Here is a 16639-nt window from a genome sequence, read left to right as displayed (position 1 = left end):
ATTGTAAAAAAAGCTGAAAAACCACCAGAAAAAAACATTTTTTCAACAGATAATTTTATCAATCAAACAAAATTAAGCATATAAACAAAGGGATACAGAAGTTTTTTTTCTATTTTTGAAAAACTTTCGGATAGTAGTGATCATGGGATTATCAAATTTTTTCAGTTCTCTTTTTGGAAAAGCTAAAGAGAAAGCAGAAATAGCTAAAGAAAATTTAAGTGAAGTTGCAGAAAATGTAGCTGAAAAAGCTGCAGATGTAGCCGAAGATGTAAAAGAAACAGTTGAAAATGTAGCCGAAAAAGTTTCAGACAAATTGGAAGAAATGGGTGTGCCTGAAAAAGTAAACGAATTTGTTGATGTCGCTAAAGAAAAAACAGCCGAAGCTGCGGGTTGGGTTGAAGAAAAAGCACACAACTTAAAAGAATCTTTGGAACTCAAAAAAGAAGCAGTTGAAACTACAACTACAGAAGTTGAAGCCTCTATTAAAAGCGAAACACCTCCTATCGAAATAAACGAAGAAGTAAAACCAACTGAATAAAAAAATCCACTCAAATGAGTGGATTTTTATTTTGAATATTATCTGTCTTTCACTTCTTTGAAAGGACGTAATGTATAACCTGTGTAAACTTGTCTTGGACGACCAATTGGTTCTTTATTAACTCTCATTTCTTTCCACTGAGCAATCCAACCTGGTAAACGACCAATAGCAAATAAAACAGTAAACATTTCAACTGGAATACCCATAGCTCTGTAGATAATTCCTGAATAGAAATCTACGTTTGGATATAAGTTTCTTGATTTGAAATATTCGTCTTCTAAAGCTACTTTTTCTAATTGTTTTGCGATATCTAATAATGGATCATCAACTCCTAATGAGTTTAATACATCATCAGCTGCTTTTTTAATGATCGTTGCTCTTGGATCAAAGTTTTTGTAAACACGGTGACCGAATCCCATTAAACGGAATGGATCGTCTTTATCTTTTGCTTTTAAAACGAATTTAGCAACATCCCCTCCATTGTCATGGATTTCTTGTAACATTTCTAATACCGCTTGGTTAGCTCCTCCGTGAAGTGGTCCCCAAAGCGCAGAAACTCCAGCAGAAATTGAAGCAAACAAACCAGCATGAGAAGAACCAACGATTCTTACTGTAGAAGTAGAACAGTTTTGTTCGTGATCTGCGTGTAAGATGAATAATTTATCTAAAGCAGCTACAACTTTTGGATCTGCTTTGTAAGGTCCAGTTGGTAATTCAAACATTAAACGCATGAAATTTTCAACGTAACCTTTAGTATTATCGTAATAATTTAATGGATAACCCATAGTTTTTCTGTAAGTCCATGTAGCAATTACTAAGAATTTACCCATAGTTTTACAAACCGCCTCATACATTTCTTTTTCGTTATGAGGATTTACAGATTTTGGATTAAATGCTGTTAATGCACTTGTTAATGAAGCTAAAACACCCATTGGATGAGCTGTTTTAGGGAAACCATCAATGATGTTTTTCATTTCCTCATTAACCAATGTATATTTACGGATATCATTTTCAAATTTTGTTAATTGAGCAGCTGTTGGTAACTCACCAAAAATTAACAAATAAGAAACTTCCAAGAAATCAGCTTTATCGGCTAACTCTTCAATAGAATATCCTCTGTAACGTAAAATTCCCTCTTCACCATCTAAGAAAGTAATCTCACTTGTACATGAACCTGAGTTTTTATAACCCGGATCAATTGTAATAGCACCAGATGCACTACGCAACTTGTCTATGTCGATAGCAACCTCATTCTCAGTCCCTACGATTACAGGGAACTCATACTTTTTGCCATCAAGCTCTAATATTGCAGTTTTTGACATATTGTTATAATGTGTTTTTTTGATAAATATTTATGTATTTTGCGAATTTAACAAATAATCCGCTAACAATAAAGAAAATAATTATAATTTATGGTTAAATAATATACATAAAAAATCCTGTTGTAAAATACTACAACAGGATTTTAAACGATATTTAAAAGTAATTATTTTTTTACTTTGAAAGCATTAACACCTGGAAAATAAGCCACATCTGCTAATTCTTCTTCAATGCGTAATAATTGATTGTATTTTGCCATACGATCTGAACGTGAAGCCGAACCTGTTTTGATTTGTCCACAGTTCAAAGCAACTGCTAAATCTGCAATCGTGTTATCTTCTGTTTCTCCAGAACGGTGCGACATTACTGAAGTGTATCCAGCGTTATGAGCCATGTTTACAGCCGCAATCGTTTCTGTTAACGTTCCAATTTGGTTTACTTTAATCAAAATTGAATTAGCGATTGATTGACTAATTCCGCGAGATAATCTCTCTACGTTTGTTACGAATAAATCGTCTCCAACTAATTGCACTTTATCTCCGATTTTCTCAGTTAACAGTTTCCAACCTTCCCAATCGTCTTCGTACATTCCGTCTTCGATAGAAATGATTGGATATTTTTCTGTCAATTCTGCCAAATAAGATGCTTGTTCTTCAGAAGTTCTGATTTTTCCTGTTTCTCCTTCAAATTTAGTGTAATCGTATTTTCCGTTTACATAAAACTCTGAAGCTGCACAGTCTAAAGCAATCATTACATCATCACCAAAAGTATAACCTGCATTGGTAACTGCTAATTTGATAGAATCTAAAGCGTCTTCAGTACCTCCAGCTAAATTTGGAGCAAATCCACCTTCATCACCTACTGCAGTAGATAAATTTCTATCGTGTAATACTTTTTTCAAGTTGTGGAAAATTTCAGTTCCCATTTGCATCGCATGAGTAAAATCTTTTGCTTTGACAGGCATAATCATGAATTCTTGAAATGCGATTGGAGCATCAGAATGAGAACCACCATTAATGATGTTCATCATTGGAACTGGTAACGTATTAGCAGAAACGCCACCAACGTAACGATATAATGGCATACCTAATTCATTTGCTGCAGCTTTTGCAACTGCTAAAGAAACACCTAAAATAGCATTTGCTCCTAAGTTCGATTTATTTGCTATTCCGTCTAATTCAATCATTGTTTTGTCGATCAAATTTTGCTCAAAAACAGACAATCCTACAACAGCTTCAGCAATTTTGGTATTCACATTTTCAACAGCTTTTAAAACTCCTTTACCCATGTATGATTTTCCACCATCACGTAATTCAACTGCTTCATGTTCTCCTGTAGAAGCACCACTTGGAACAGCTGCACGTCCTAAAATTCCATTATCTGTAACTACATCAACTTCGATTGTTGGATTTCCACGCGAATCTAAAATTTGTCTAGCGTGAACTTTGATAATTATACTCATTTTATATTTTTTTAAGTTGTTATTTATTGAATAATAACAAATTTATAATTTAAACTATAATGATACTGAAAAACTCAAAAAACTTATAAACGATAACGTTTTAGTTAGCTGCAGTTTTTATATTTTCGATAAATTGATCGAATAAATAACTGGAATCGTGTGGTCCAGGGCTTGCTTCTGGGTGATATTGCACTGAAAAACAGTTTTTCGATTTCATTCGCATTCCCGCCACAGTTCCGTCATTCAAATGTTCGTGTGTTAATTCGAAATCAGGGTGTTTATCTAATTCTTCTCTCACAATAGCAAAACCGTGATTTTGAGAAGTGATTTCCCCTTTTCCAGTAATCACATTTTTTACTGGATGATTGATTCCACGGTGACCGTTGAACATTTTATAAGTTGAAATTCCATTAGCTAAACCAATGATTTGATGTCCTAAACAGATACCAAATAAAGGTTTATTCTCATTAAGAATTTGACGTGCTACTTCTTGAGCAGTTTCTAAAGGTTCTGGATCACCAGGTCCGTTTGATAAGAAATAACCATCAGGATTAAATGCTTTCAAATCTTCAAAAGAAGCATTATATGGAAAAACTTTGATGTAGCAATCTCTCTTCGCTAGATTTCTAAGAATATTGGTTTTAATTCCTAAATCTAAAGCCGAAATTTTATATTTTGCAGTTTCTTCACCAAAGAAATAAGGCTCTTTAGTAGAAACTTTAGAAGCCAATTCCAAACCATTCATATCAGGAACTTGAGCTAATCTTTCTTTTAATTCTTCAATTGGAGTTCCATCAGTACAAATAACAGCATTCATGGCACCGTTATCTCTGATATAACTTACTAATGCTCTTGTATCAACATCTGAAATTACAATAAGATTTTGTTTGCTTAAATAATCGAACAAACTTTCGGTAGCAGCTTCGCGTGAGTAATTAAAGCTGAAGTTTTTACAAACCAATCCTGAAATTTTTACTGAATCAGATTCCACTTCTTTCTCATTTACACCATAATTTCCAATATGAGCATTAGTTGTAACCATGATTTGTCCGAAGTAAGACGGATCAGTAAAAATTTCTTGGTAACCTGTAGTTCCCGTATTAAAAGCGACTTCTCCAAAAGTCACACCTTCAATTCCGATTGATTTTCCGTGAAAAATTGTACCGTCTTTAAGAAGTAAAACGGCCTTAGAACGATTGTTGTATTTCATTGCGTTGTTGTTGTGGGTGCAAATTTAGTTATAAAAGTTGTTTTTAGAAAATCTTTAATTCTATAAAACAAGAAAAAGGATAAACTTTTTAAAGTTTATCCTTTTTCTAAATCAATTATTTGAAATGTAATTTAATATTTTAACAACATCTTCTTCATTTGAATATGAAAGCTTGTTCTCTTTTACATATTTAGAGATTAAATTTTTCTTGTCAGCAAATAAATTAAAAATTGATTTTTTATTTAATCCAATATCGACTAAAACTTTATTATAAAAAACTTTATATTCATTTTTAACTACATATCTCCTCGGAGTTAATTCTGTTTGAGTTAGTGGATTATTTGTAGCCTCCTGAACAATAACTTTAAAAGATTTATAAAAATCAATCTTATCGTTACATAATAACTCTAAAAACATTTCATTGTTTAGAATCTTATATTTTTTTTTAGATGCAATAATATAATCAATTTTATCCAAATCAAATTGAAAAACAGAATCATTAGAAACTTTTGACTCTAAAGTTTTTGTATGAATGTTATAATTTAGATTTAACAAGTTAAACTTTTCTCCTATTTTATTCACAATAGAATACATACCATTCCACGAATTAAATAAATATTGAGAACCAACTATTGATTTATCCTCTACCCGTCCAGGAATCCACATTCCATTTTTAGAAGTATTCCCTGTAAAACTAGTGTTATAATCAGGATTAGAAGAAGACTTATTGTTCTGCGAAAACAAATTAATGAATGAAAACAATAAAAATGATAAAAATATACTTTTCATATTTAGTAGTTAAAAAAATTACAAATCAAATATTATAAAAAAGGATAAACTTTAAAAAGTTTATCCTTTCTTATTTTTACATGAATGGTTTCATGATTATTCTGTAGCTTCAGTATTTTCAGAAGTTTCAGCAGCTGGAGCTTCAGGAGCAGTTCCTTCAGCTTTTTTAACTCTACCACGACGAGTAGTTTTCTTAACTTCTTTTTTACCACCATTATACAATGTGTTGAAATCTACTAACTCGATCATTGCCATATCAGCATTATCTCCTAAACGGTTACCTAACTTGATGATACGAGTGTATCCTCCTGGACGGTCACCAACTTTAGCAGCAACTTCTCTGAACAATTCAGTAACAGCATATTTGTTTCTTAAGTAAGAAAAGCAAATACGACGGTTGTGAGTAGTATCTTCTTTTGATTTTGTAACTAATGGTTCAACAAATTGTTTTAAAGCTTTAGCTTTAGCAACAGTAGTGTTGATACGCTTATGTTCGATTAAAGAACAAGCCATGTTAGCTAACATAGCAGCTCTATGTCCTTTTTGTCTACTTAAATGATTGAATTTTTTTCCGTGTCTCATGACGTCTATTATTTATCTTCATCTTGCATCAATCCTTTCGGAGCGCAAAATATGAAGCAATTATTCTTTATCTAACTTGTATTTAGTTAAATCCATTCCGAAAGTTAGGTTTTTATTTGCCACTAACTCATCTAATTCAGTTAATGATTTTTTACCAAAATTACGGAACTTCATTAAGTCGTTCTTGTTGAAAGATACTAAATCACCTAATGTATCAACTTCAGCCGCTTTTAAACAATTTAATGCTCTAACAGATAAGTCCATATCAACTAATTTAGTTTTCAATAACTGTCTCATGTGAAGAGATTCTTCGTCATAAGACTCAGTTTGAGCAATTTCATCTGCCTCAAGAGTAATTCTTTCATCAGAGAACAACATAAAGTGGTGAATTAACGTCTTAGCAGCTTCAGTTAATGCATCTTTAGGATGGATTGAACCATCTGTAATGATTTCAAAAACTAATTTTTCGTAATCCGTTTTTTGTTCCACACGGAAATTCTCAATAGCATATTTTACATTCTTTACTGGTGTGTAAATAGAATCTGTAAAAATTGTTCCTATTGGAGCATTTGATTTTTTGTTCTCTTCAGCAGGAACATATCCTCTACCTTTTTCGATAGAAAGTTCCATGTTGATAGATGTTTTACTGTCTAAATTACAGATTACTAAATCTGGATTTAAAACTTGAAAACCAGAGATGAATTTTTGAAAATCACCTGCAGTAATCTTATCTTTACCTGAAAGAGAGATAGAAACAGACTCATTATCAATATCTTCAATTTGACGTTTGAAACGTACTTGTTTAAGATTTAAGATAATTTCTGTAACGTCTTCAACAACACCAGCGATTGTAGAGAACTCATGTTCTACACCTTCAATTCTTACTGATGTAATTGCGTATCCTTCAAGTGAAGAAAGCAAAACTCTTCTAAGTGCATTACCAACAGTCAATCCGTAACCAGGTTCCAAAGGTCTAAATTCAAATTTACCTTCGAAATCCGTAGAATCGATCATGATAACTTTATCGGGCTTTTGAAAATTAAATATTGCCATATGTTCGACTAATGTCAATTATTATTTGTTATACAACTCAACGATTAGTTGTTCTTTAATGTTTTCTGGAATTTGAAGTCTTTGAGGTACAGAAACGAAAGTACCTTCTTTAGTATCATTATTCCAAGTAATCCACTCATAAACTTGAGAAGATGCAGCTAAAGAACGGTCAATAGCTTCAAGAGATTTTGATTTTTCACGTACAGCAACTTTATCACCTGGTTTTAGGTGGTAAGAAGGTACATTAACTACTTCACCATTAACAGTGATGTGTCTGTGAGATACAATTTGACGAGCTGCTCTACGAGAAGGAGCTACACCCATTCTGTAAACTACGTTATCTAAACGAGCTTCACATAATTGTAATAAGATTTCACCTGTTACTCCAGAAGCAGCAGATGCTTTTTGGAATAAGTTTCTGAATTGTTTTTCTAAAATACCGTAAGTATATTTAGCTTTTTGCTTTTCCATTAACTGAACAGCATACTCAGATTTTTTACCTCTCTTTTTAGCTAAACCATGTTGCCCTGGAGGGTAATTTCTTTTTTCGAAGGCTTTATCATCTCCGAAGATTGCTTCGCCAAATTTACGAGCAATTTTTGTTTTTGGACCAGTATATCTTGCCATTTTAAAAAATTAAAAAAGGTAGGAATTATGAATTCAGGTCTATATCCTTCGATAATTTTAAACCTACCCGTGTTATACTTAAATTATACTCTTCTTCTTTTCGGAGGACGACATCCGTTGTGAGGCATTGGAGTTACATCAATGATTTCTGTAACTTCAACTCCTGAGTTATGGATTGATCTAATAGCAGATTCTCTACCATTTCCTGGACCTTTCACATAAACTTTCACTTTTTTAAGTCCAGCTTCAAGAGCTACTTTACTACAATCTTCTGCTGCCATCTGAGCTGCATAAGGAGTATTCTTTTTAGAACCTCTAAAGCCCATTTTACCAGCTGAAGACCAAGAAATTACTTCACCTTTCTTATTTGTTAAAGAAATGATGATGTTGTTAAAAGTAGCATTAATATGTGCTTCTCCCGAAGATTCAACGATAACTTTACGTTTTTTTGCAGTTGCTTTAGCCATATTATTACTTATTATTTAGTTGCTTTTTTCTTGTTAGCAACAGTTTTTCTCTTACCTTTTCTAGTTCTAGAGTTGTTTTTAGTTCTTTGACCTCTTAATGGAAGTCCAGCTCTATGACGAATTCCTCTTTGACATCCGATATCCATTAAACGTTTGATGTTTAATTGAACTTCTGAACGCAATTCTCCTTCAATTTTGTAGTATGATACCGCATCACGAATTGCTCCGATCTCGTCATCATTCCAATCTTGAACTTTCTTGTCTTCGCTCACTTGAGCTTTAGCTAAAATATCTTTAGCTCTGCTTTTACCAATACCAAAAATGTATGTTAAAGCAATGATTCCTCTTTTTTGTTTAGGTATATCTACCCCTGCAATTCTTGCCATAATTATCCTTGTCTTTGTTTAAATCTAGGATTCTTTTTGTTAATAACGTATAATCTTCCTTTTCTACGTACAATAATGCACTCGGCACTTCTCTTTTTAACTGATGCTCTTACTTTCATTTTAATAGCTTTAGTATCTATAAGTAATTCTTGCTTTAGACAAATCGTAAGGGCTCATTTCAAGTTTAACCTTGTCACCTGGTAACAACTTAATGTAATGCATACGCATTTTACCAGAGATATGAGCAATTACAACGTGTCCGTTTTCTAATTCTACACGGAACATAGCATTTGATAACGCTTCAATAATTGTTCCGTCTTGTTCTATTGCTGATTGCTTTGCCATAAAAATTAAGCTACTGCTTTTCTATTTTTACCACTTTTCATCAAACCATCATAGTGTTTATTCAATAAATAAGAATTTATTTGCTGAATAGTATCTATTGCAACTCCAACCATGATTAGTAAAGAAGTACCACCATAAAAATAACCCCAAGCACCTTGTACTCCAAGTAAACTTACCGCAACAGCTGGGAACACAGCTACTAAAGCAAGAAATAACGAACCTGGAAAAGTAATTAAAGACATAATTTTATCTAGGTAATCTCCAGTTTCAACACCTGGTTTAACACCTGGAATGAAACCTCCACTTCTTTTTAAATCATCAGCCATCTTGTTAGTTGGTACTGTAATTGCGGTGTAAAAGTACGTAAAAATTACGATTAACAAAGCAAAAACAAAATTATATACTAAACCGAATGGATCGTTGAACATTCCTGCAATAGAAAGTGCAGTATCTGATTCTTTAGCTAAACCAGAAACAGCAGCAGGAATAAACATAATAGCTTGTGCAAAAATGATCGGCATAACACCTGATGCATTTAGTTTTAATGGGATAAACTGTCTGTTACCACCCATCATGTCTTCTTCAAAATCCCCAGAAACGGTACGTCTAGCATACTGTACTGGAATTTTTCTTACAGCCATTACTAATAAAATACACGCAATTATCACTAAGAACCAAAGTATTAATTCGATTACAATCATCATAATACCTCCATTTGCTTGAGAAGTTCTAGATGAAAACTCTTGAATAAATGCTTGTGGCATTCTTGCAATAATACCTACCATTATCAATAAAGAGATACCGTTACCAATACCTTTATCAGTAATTTTTTCTCCTAACCACATTGCAAAAATAGTTCCAGTTACTAAGATAAGAACTGAAGAGAAGATGAATGTAGGACCAGTTAACATAAATGCTTCACCTGGTAAAGTTCTGTACAAGTTGTAGATATAACCAGGACCTTGAACTAAAGTAATTAAGATTGTTAACCATCTTGTAATTTGGTTAATTTTCTTTCTACCACTTTCACCGTCTTTTTGTAATTTTTGTAAATATGGCACCGCAATTCCCATTAATTGAACTACGATAGAAGCTGATATATATGGCATAATACCCAATGCAAATACAGAAGCTTGCGAAAACGCACCTCCTGTAAACACATTGATTAACCATCCGATACCTTCATCAGTTTGGTTTGTAAGATTTGTCAATTTAGTAGCATCAATCCCCGGAAGGGTTACTTGTGCACCAAAACGGTACACTAATAATAATCCAAGAGTTAATAAAATACGATTTTTTAACTCTTCGATTTTCCAAACGTTGATGAATGAATCTATAAATTTCTTCATTTTACTAAAGGATTATAAAGTTACAGCTTCCCCACCAGCAGCCTCAATAGCCGCTTTTGCAGATGCAGTAAATTTGTGAGCACTTACTTTAAGTTTTGTTTTTAGCTCACCTCTTCCTAAAATCTTTACTAAGCTATTTTTTGTAGCTAGACGAGTATCTACAAATACAGTAAAATCTACTGTATCAGTTACTACACCGTTATCTACTAATAATTGTAACGAATCAAGATTTATACCTTGATATTCTACTCTATTGATGTTCTTGAAACCAAACTTAGGAACACGTCTTTGAAGTGGCATTTGACCTCCTTCAAAACCAATTTTCTTAGAGTATCCAGAACGAGACTTAGCTCCTTTGTGACCACGTGCAGCAGTACCACCTTTACCAGAACCTTCTCCTCTACCTACTCTTTTATTTTGGTTGTGAACTGAACCTTCAGCTGGTTGTAAGTTACTTAAATTCATAACTGTATAGTGTTATTTAGTTTCTTCAACAGAAACTAAGTGTTTAACTTTATTTACCATTCCAAGGATAGCAGGATTTGCATCATGCTCAACAACTTGTCCCATTTTACGAAGACCTAAAGCTTCCAAAGTTCTCTTTTGATCAAGAGGACAATTGATTTTACTTCTTACTTGTTTTACTTTTAATTTTGCCATGATTTCCTGTTAATTAACCTTTGAATACTTTTTCTAAAGATACTCCTCTTTGTTTAGCCACAGTAGCAGCACTTCTCATTTGTAATAAAGCATCAAAAGTTGCTTTTACCACATTGTGAGGGTTAGATGAACCTTGCGATTTAGATAATACATCGTGAACACCTACAGACTCCAATACCGCACGAACAGCACCACCAGCAATAACTCCAGTACCGTGAGAAGCAGGCATTAAGAATACTCTAGCACCACCAAATTTACCTTTTTGCTCATGAGGAACAGATTGACCTTGAAGAGGAATTCTAACTAAATTTTTCTTAGCATCTTCCACCGCTTTAGCGATTGCTTCAGAAACATCTTTAGATTTTCCTAATCCATGACCCACTACTCCGTTTTCATCACCAACTACTACGATAGCAGAGAAACCAAATGCTCTACCTCCTTTAGTAACTTTAGTAACACGATTTACACTCACCAAACGATCTTTTAATTCAAGACCTCCTGGTTTTACAATCTCTACGTTTTTATAATTATGATACATAATTTCTTAGAATTTAAGTCCAGCTTCTCTAGCTCCTTCAGCTAATGATTTCACACGTCCATGGTATAAATACCCACCTCTATCAAAAGAGATTGTTGAAATACCTGCTTTAAGTGCTTTTTCAGCAACTAATTTACCAACTGCTTTTGCAGTTTCAACAGCAGTTCCTTGAGCAACTTCTTTATCTCTCGATGAAGCAGCAACTAAAGTTGTACCGTTTACATCATCTATGATTTGCGCATAGATTTCTTTATTACTTCTGAATACAGAAAGTCTTGGTTGAGCAGCAGTTCCGCTTACAATCTTTCTGATTCTGAACTTAATTCTTTGTCTTCTTTCAGATTTCGTTAATGACATAGTCTTAATTTTTAAGCTGATTTACCTGCTTTTCTTCTTAGTTCTTCTCCTACAAACTTAACTCCTTTTCCTTTATATGGCTCAGGTTTGCGGAAACCTCTGATCTTCGCAGCTACTTGACCTAATAATTGTTTGTCGAATGATGATAATTTCACTATCGGATTTTTACCTTTTTCTGATACTGTTTCAACAGTAACTTCTTTTACAACTTCTAAAACGATGTTGTGAGAGAATCCTAAAGCTAAATCAAGTTTTTGACCTTGATTAGAAGCTCTATATCCAACCCCAACTAATTCTAATTCTTTTGTAAAACCTTCAGAAACACCAACAATCATATTGTTGATTAATGAACGATAAAGTCCGTGTTTCGCTCTCTCATCTTTGTGATCTGATGAACGCTCAACGATAACTTGGTTATCTTCGATTTTAACGGTTACATCAGAAAACTCTTGAGTAAGCTCGCCTAATTTTCCTTTTACTGTAACTACAGCATCTTTAACTTCTACAGTTACTCCAGCTGGAATTGCAATTGGATTTTTACCTATTCTTGACATTGTCTCGTCTTTTTATTAATATACGTAACAAACTACCTCTCCACCAACATTTAATTGCTTAGCTTGTTTTCCTGTCATCAATCCTTTTGATGTAGAAACAATAGCAATACCTAAACCATTTAAGATTCTTGGCAAGTCTGATGAACCAGCATATTTACGTAAACCTGGTTTACTAATTCTTTGGATATCTTTGATAACTGACTCTTTCGTGTCTTTATCATATTTAAGTGCAATTTTGATTGTACCTTGAACAGTAGAATCGTCAAATTTGTAACTTAAGATATATCCTTGATCGAATAAAATCTTTGTGATTTCTTTCTTCATATTAGAAGCAGGAATTTCAACCACTTTGTGGTTGGCTCTTACTGCATTTCTAACACGCGTTAGATAATCGGCAATTGGATCTGTATACATATGTATAGATTTGCGGTTATGGTTTTCAATCCGCCCTCAGCGGATTGAACCTTTAACCAATTAAACTTATTTTTTGGATTGCAAAAGTAATAACTTTTTTTGGAATTACCAAGATGCTTTTTTAACACCTGGAATTAATCCTTGATTTGCCATTTCACGGAATGTTACACGAGAAATACCAAACTGACGCATATACCCTCTTGGTCTACCTGTTAATTTACAACGATTGTGTACTCTAACTGGACAAGAATTTTTTGGTAATTTTTGTAAACCTTCGAAATCACCAGCTTCTTTTAAAGCTTTTCTTTTCTCAGCATACTTTTCTACTAATGCAATTCTTTTCACCTCACGGGCTTTCATTGATTCTTTAGCCATGTCTTAATTCTTTTTAAAAGGTAATCCTAATTCCGCTAATAATGCTTTTGCTTCTTTGTCTGTTTCAGCAGAAGTTACAAAAGTAATATCAAAACCAGCAATTTTATTTACTTTATCAATATCAATTTCTGGGAAAATGATTTGTTCTAACACTCCTAAATTGTAGTTTCCTCTACCATCAAATCCAGTTGATTTGATTCCGTTGAAGTCTCTTACACGTGGTAAAGATGAAGTAATCAATCTATCTAAGAATTCATACATTCTTTCTCCACGTAAAGTTACTTTAGCACCAATTGGCATACCTTTTCTTAATTTGAAAGACGCAACGTCTTTTTTAGAAATAGTAGCAACTGCTTTTTGCCCAGTAATTTTTGTTAATTCTTCAACAGCGTAATCTACTAATTTTTTATCAGATACAGCTGCACCAACTCCACGGCTTACAACAATTTTCTCAAGTTTAGGAACTTGCATTACATTTTTGTAACCGAACTCTTCTGTAAGAGCAGCAATAACTCTACTCTTATATTCTTCTTTTAGTCTAGGAATATATGCCATAACTATAGTACTTGATTAGATTTTTTTGAAAATCTCACTTTCTTGTCTCCTTCTTGTTTGAAACCAACTTTAGTCACTTCTTTTGACTTTGGATCAATCAAAGATAAGTTAGACACATGAATAGGAGCTTCTTTCTTAACGATTCCTCCTTGAGGGTTTTTAGCACTTGGTTTTGTATGTTTCGAAACCATGTTAACTCCTTCAACAACCGCTTTGTTTTTCTCACGAAGAACTCTAAGAACTTTACCTTCAGAACCTTTGTGGTCTCCAGCAATAACTCTTACGATATCTCCTGATTTAATTTTTAGCTTTATCATTTGTATAAGAATTAAAGCACTTCAGGTGCTAATGATACAATTTTCATGAATTGTTTTTCACGAAGTTCTCTGGCAACCGGACCAAAAACACGAGTTCCTCTCATTTCTCCTGCAGCGTTTAACAATACACATGCGTTATCGTCAAAACGGATATAAGATCCATCAGCTCTTCTCACTTCTTTTTTGGTACGTACAACTACTGCAGTTGATACCGCTCCTTTTTTAACGTTTCCGTTTGGAGTTGCATCTTTAATTGAAACTACAATTTTGTCACCAACAGAGGCATAACGACGTTTCGTTCCTCCTAAAACACGGATCGTAAGAACTTCTTTCGCTCCTGTGTTATCTGCTACTTTTAATCTTGACTCTTGTTGTACCATAATTACTTCGCTCTTTCAATGATTTCAACTAATCTCCAACATTTAGATTTACTTAATGGACGTGTCTCCATAATTCTTACAGTATCTCCAATGTTACAATCGTTTGTTTCGTCGTGTGCAACATATTTCTTAGTTTTCAACACGAACTTACCGTATAATGGGTGTTTCACTTTTGTAGTTTGTGACACAACAATAGATTTCTCCATTTTGTTTGAAGTCACCACACCAATTCTCTCTTTTCTTAAATTTCTTTTTTCCATCTTTCAGCTAGTGTACAATTATTGTAACTCTCTTTTAGTTAACTCTGTGTGTAATCTCGCAACTGATCTTCTTAAAGTTCTTAACTGAAGAGGATTTTGAATTGGAGATATTGCATGAGCATTTTTTAGGTCGGTATACGTTTTCTTTAACTGACTAAGTTGTTCTTGTAACTCAGCTGCAGATAGATTTTTAATTTCTGATTGTTTCATAATAAATTTTGATTATGCTTCGAAATCTCTAGCAACGATAAACTTAGTTTTAACAGGAAGTTTTTGAGCTGCTAAGCGTAAAGCTTCTTTAGCAACAGATAGAGGCACTCCTCCAACTTCAAACATAATTTTACCAGGTTTAACAACTGCAGCCCAATATTCAACTGCACCTTTACCTTTACCCATACGTACTTCTAATGGTTTCTTTGTAATAGGCTTATCTGGAAATATTTTGATCCATAATTGACCCTCTCTCTTCATGAAACGTGTTGCTGCGATACGAGCTGCTTCAATTTGACGAGAAGTAATAAATGAAGAATCTAAAGATTTAATACCAAACATTCCATTTGAAAGCTCGTGTCCTCTTTGAGAAACGCCTTTCATTCTACCTTTCTGTACCTTACGGTATTTTGTTCTTTTAGGCTGTAACATTTTTCTTTAGTTTAAATAATTACTTTCTTTTGCGTGCGTTTGGTTTACCATCTCTTTTAGGAGCAGAAGATCCTGAAGGTTTAGACTTTTGTTTGTCCATTCCTACTAACGGAGAAAGATCTCTTTTTCCATAAACCTCACCTTTCATTATCCATACTTTGATTCCCATTCTACCATAAGTAGTATGCGCTTCACCTAATGAATAATCAATATCAGCTCTGAAAGTTGACAATGGAATTCTACCTTCTTTGAAGTTTTCAGAACGTGCCATTTCAGCTCCATTCAAACGACCAGAAATTTGTACTTTGATACCTTCTGCGTTCATTCTCATTGCAGCCGCGATAGCCATTTTAATAGCTCTTCTGTAAGAGATTCTGCTTTCAATTTGACGAGCGATAGAAGTTGCCACTAAGTAAGCATCTAACTCAGGTCTTTTGATTTCAAAGATGTTGATTTGAACTTCTTTGTCAGTAATTTTCTTAAGTTCTTCTTTTAACTTGTCTACCTCTTGACCACCTTTTCCGATAATAATACCAGGTCTAGCAGTAGTGATAGTAACGGTTACAAGTTTTAAAGTTCTCTCGATAATTATTTTAGATACACTAGCTTTTGATAAACGTGCATGGATGTACTTACGGATTTTAGCATCTTCAGCGATTTTATCACCGTAATCATTTCCTCCATACCAGTTTGAGTCCCATCCTCTGATGATACCAAGTCTATTTCCTATTGGATTTGTCTTTTGTCCCATACTGTTTATTAATTGCTTTGTGTGTTATTATTTGTTCCTAACACGATTGTTACGTGATTAGAACGTTTTCTAATTCTGTGTGCACGACCTTGTGGAGCTGGACGAAGTCTTTTCAACATCATACCACCATCTACTGTAATCGTTTTTACAAATAAGCCTGCTTCTTCTAAATTAGCATCTTCGTTTTTCTGTACATAATTATTTATGGCAGATAATAACAATTTCTCTAATTTTCTTGAAGCTTCTTTTTGACTAAATCTTAAAATATTAAGAGCTAGTTCAACTTTCTGACCTCTTACTAAATCTGCAACTAAACGCATTTTTCTAGGTGAAGTTGGACAGTTATTTAATTTAGCAAATGCAACAGACTTGTTAGCCTCTTTTCTTGCATCCGCAACTTCTCTTTTACGAACTCCCATTGCTTCTTATTTTTTACCTTTATTTTTAGCCCCAGCATGACCTCTAAAAGATCTTGTTGGTGAAAACTCTCCTAATTTGTGTCCTACCATGTTCTCAGTTACATAAACTGGAACAAATTGACGACCATTGTGAACTGCGATAGTCTGCCCAACGAAATCAGGAGTAATCATTGATGCTCTAGACCAAGTCTTAACAACACCTTTATTACCACCTGCAATATTTTCTTGAACTTTCTTCTCTAATTTAAAGTGAACGAATGGTCCTTTTTTTAATGAACGTGCCATGTCT

The 16639-nt window shown here is 33.6% G+C and carries 29 protein-coding genes; 1 reads left to right on the top strand and 28 read right to left on the bottom strand.

Annotated elements, in window-relative coordinates; all coding sequences use genetic code 11:
* Positions 1-142 precede the first annotated feature (142 nt).
* Positions 143-538, top strand: coding sequence for a hypothetical protein (locus ACE3PD_RS00800; protein ID WP_374398597.1), 396 nt, complete (start codon positions 143-145; stop codon positions 536-538).
* Between the two features lie 38 nt (positions 539-576).
* On the opposite strand, the gene ACE3PD_RS00795 is transcribed toward ACE3PD_RS00800, so the two are convergent.
* The 28 genes from ACE3PD_RS00795 to rpsS all read right to left on the bottom strand — a co-directional run bounded on the left by ACE3PD_RS00795 (position 577) and on the right by rpsS (position 16635).
* A complete protein-coding gene (locus ACE3PD_RS00795) occupies positions 577-1860 on the bottom strand; it encodes a citrate synthase (protein WP_374398595.1) in 1284 nt (427 codons plus the stop codon).
* 164 nt (positions 1861-2024) lie between these two features.
* A complete protein-coding gene (eno, locus tag ACE3PD_RS00790; protein ID WP_374398594.1) occupies positions 2025-3320 on the bottom strand; it encodes a phosphopyruvate hydratase in 1296 nt (431 codons plus the stop codon).
* Positions 3321-3420: 100 nt separating this feature from the next.
* A complete protein-coding gene (gene carA, locus ACE3PD_RS00785) occupies positions 3421-4530 on the bottom strand; it encodes a glutamine-hydrolyzing carbamoyl-phosphate synthase small subunit (RefSeq protein WP_374398593.1) in 1110 nt (369 codons plus the stop codon).
* Between the two features lie 111 nt (positions 4531-4641).
* Positions 4642-5319, bottom strand: a complete 678-nt coding sequence (locus ACE3PD_RS00780; protein WP_374398592.1) for a hypothetical protein — start codon at positions 5317-5319, stop codon at positions 4642-4644.
* A gap of 96 nt (positions 5320-5415) precedes the next feature.
* Positions 5416-5901, bottom strand: coding sequence for a 50S ribosomal protein L17 (rplQ, locus tag ACE3PD_RS00775; RefSeq protein ID WP_374398591.1), 486 nt, complete (start codon positions 5899-5901; stop codon positions 5416-5418).
* A gap of 60 nt (positions 5902-5961) precedes the next feature.
* Positions 5962-6954 (bottom strand): DNA-directed RNA polymerase subunit alpha, encoded by a 993-nt coding sequence (locus tag ACE3PD_RS00770; RefSeq protein ID WP_231836132.1) that lies wholly within the window; start codon positions 6952-6954, stop codon positions 5962-5964.
* A gap of 21 nt (positions 6955-6975) precedes the next feature.
* Entirely contained in the window at positions 6976-7581 is a 606-nt protein-coding gene (gene rpsD, locus ACE3PD_RS00765) for a 30S ribosomal protein S4 (protein ID WP_374398590.1), read from the bottom strand.
* Between the two features lie 83 nt (positions 7582-7664).
* Complete coding sequence (rpsK, locus tag ACE3PD_RS00760) at positions 7665-8048, bottom strand: 30S ribosomal protein S11 (protein ID WP_008254446.1); 384 nt, start codon at positions 8046-8048, stop codon at positions 7665-7667.
* Between the two features lie 11 nt (positions 8049-8059).
* Complete coding sequence (rpsM, locus tag ACE3PD_RS00755; protein WP_073583306.1) at positions 8060-8434, bottom strand: 30S ribosomal protein S13; 375 nt, start codon at positions 8432-8434, stop codon at positions 8060-8062.
* A 2-nt stretch (positions 8435-8436) separates the two neighbouring features.
* A complete protein-coding gene (gene ykgO / locus ACE3PD_RS00750; protein ID WP_002987490.1) occupies positions 8437-8553 on the bottom strand; it encodes a type B 50S ribosomal protein L36 in 117 nt (38 codons plus the stop codon).
* A gap of 10 nt (positions 8554-8563) precedes the next feature.
* Entirely contained in the window at positions 8564-8779 is a 216-nt protein-coding gene (gene infA / locus ACE3PD_RS00745; protein ID WP_026725626.1) for a translation initiation factor IF-1, read from the bottom strand.
* 5 nt (positions 8780-8784) lie between these two features.
* Positions 8785-10128, bottom strand: coding sequence for a preprotein translocase subunit SecY (gene secY, locus ACE3PD_RS00740; RefSeq protein WP_374398589.1), 1344 nt, complete (start codon positions 10126-10128; stop codon positions 8785-8787).
* 12 nt (positions 10129-10140) lie between these two features.
* Entirely contained in the window at positions 10141-10593 is a 453-nt protein-coding gene (gene rplO, locus ACE3PD_RS00735) for a 50S ribosomal protein L15 (RefSeq protein WP_026725628.1), read from the bottom strand.
* Between the two features lie 12 nt (positions 10594-10605).
* Positions 10606-10788 (bottom strand): 50S ribosomal protein L30, encoded by a 183-nt coding sequence (gene rpmD, locus ACE3PD_RS00730; protein ID WP_111566953.1) that lies wholly within the window; start codon positions 10786-10788, stop codon positions 10606-10608.
* A 13-nt stretch (positions 10789-10801) separates the two neighbouring features.
* Positions 10802-11326: a 30S ribosomal protein S5 gene (rpsE, locus tag ACE3PD_RS00725; RefSeq protein ID WP_035693159.1), complete on the bottom strand. Its 525-nt coding sequence runs from the start codon at positions 11324-11326 to the stop codon at positions 10802-10804.
* A 6-nt stretch (positions 11327-11332) separates the two neighbouring features.
* Positions 11333-11683 (bottom strand): 50S ribosomal protein L18, encoded by a 351-nt coding sequence (gene rplR / locus ACE3PD_RS00720; protein WP_026725631.1) that lies wholly within the window; start codon positions 11681-11683, stop codon positions 11333-11335.
* Positions 11684-11694: 11 nt separating this feature from the next.
* Complete coding sequence (gene rplF / locus ACE3PD_RS00715; RefSeq protein WP_026725632.1) at positions 11695-12237, bottom strand: 50S ribosomal protein L6; 543 nt, start codon at positions 12235-12237, stop codon at positions 11695-11697.
* A gap of 15 nt (positions 12238-12252) precedes the next feature.
* Positions 12253-12651: a 30S ribosomal protein S8 gene (gene rpsH, locus ACE3PD_RS00710; RefSeq protein ID WP_291284170.1), complete on the bottom strand. Its 399-nt coding sequence runs from the start codon at positions 12649-12651 to the stop codon at positions 12253-12255.
* A 105-nt stretch (positions 12652-12756) separates the two neighbouring features.
* Entirely contained in the window at positions 12757-13026 is a 270-nt protein-coding gene (gene rpsN / locus ACE3PD_RS00705) for a 30S ribosomal protein S14 (RefSeq protein WP_014387709.1), read from the bottom strand.
* Positions 13027-13029: 3 nt separating this feature from the next.
* Positions 13030-13581 (bottom strand): 50S ribosomal protein L5, encoded by a 552-nt coding sequence (gene rplE, locus ACE3PD_RS00700; RefSeq protein ID WP_194095195.1) that lies wholly within the window; start codon positions 13579-13581, stop codon positions 13030-13032.
* A 2-nt stretch (positions 13582-13583) separates the two neighbouring features.
* Positions 13584-13898 (bottom strand): 50S ribosomal protein L24, encoded by a 315-nt coding sequence (gene rplX / locus ACE3PD_RS00695; RefSeq protein ID WP_026725635.1) that lies wholly within the window; start codon positions 13896-13898, stop codon positions 13584-13586.
* 11 nt (positions 13899-13909) lie between these two features.
* Positions 13910-14278 (bottom strand): 50S ribosomal protein L14, encoded by a 369-nt coding sequence (gene rplN / locus ACE3PD_RS00690; RefSeq protein ID WP_007803649.1) that lies wholly within the window; start codon positions 14276-14278, stop codon positions 13910-13912.
* A gap of 2 nt (positions 14279-14280) precedes the next feature.
* The gene (gene rpsQ / locus ACE3PD_RS00685) at positions 14281-14538 is read right to left on the bottom strand and encodes a 30S ribosomal protein S17 (RefSeq protein WP_026725636.1); all 258 of its coding nucleotides are present in this window, start codon (positions 14536-14538) and stop codon (positions 14281-14283) included.
* 18 nt (positions 14539-14556) lie between these two features.
* The gene (rpmC, locus tag ACE3PD_RS00680; protein ID WP_073583320.1) at positions 14557-14748 is read right to left on the bottom strand and encodes a 50S ribosomal protein L29; all 192 of its coding nucleotides are present in this window, start codon (positions 14746-14748) and stop codon (positions 14557-14559) included.
* Between the two features lie 12 nt (positions 14749-14760).
* On the bottom strand, positions 14761-15180 hold the full coding sequence (gene rplP, locus ACE3PD_RS00675; RefSeq protein ID WP_008254483.1) for a 50S ribosomal protein L16: 420 nt from the start codon (positions 15178-15180) through the stop codon (positions 14761-14763).
* Between the two features lie 19 nt (positions 15181-15199).
* On the bottom strand, positions 15200-15931 hold the full coding sequence (gene rpsC, locus ACE3PD_RS00670; protein WP_073583322.1) for a 30S ribosomal protein S3: 732 nt from the start codon (positions 15929-15931) through the stop codon (positions 15200-15202).
* A gap of 8 nt (positions 15932-15939) precedes the next feature.
* Entirely contained in the window at positions 15940-16350 is a 411-nt protein-coding gene (gene rplV / locus ACE3PD_RS00665) for a 50S ribosomal protein L22 (RefSeq protein ID WP_026725639.1), read from the bottom strand.
* 6 nt (positions 16351-16356) lie between these two features.
* Complete coding sequence (rpsS, locus tag ACE3PD_RS00660; protein ID WP_008254487.1) at positions 16357-16635, bottom strand: 30S ribosomal protein S19; 279 nt, start codon at positions 16633-16635, stop codon at positions 16357-16359.
* Positions 16636-16639 lie beyond the last annotated feature (4 nt).

The sequence above is a fragment of the Flavobacterium sp. genome, assembly GCF_041911335.1.
Classification (GTDB): Bacteria; Bacteroidota; Bacteroidia; order Flavobacteriales; family Flavobacteriaceae; genus Flavobacterium.
The sequence above is the reverse complement of the archived record's forward strand: the minus strand, read 5'-3'. Positions and strand labels throughout refer to the sequence as shown.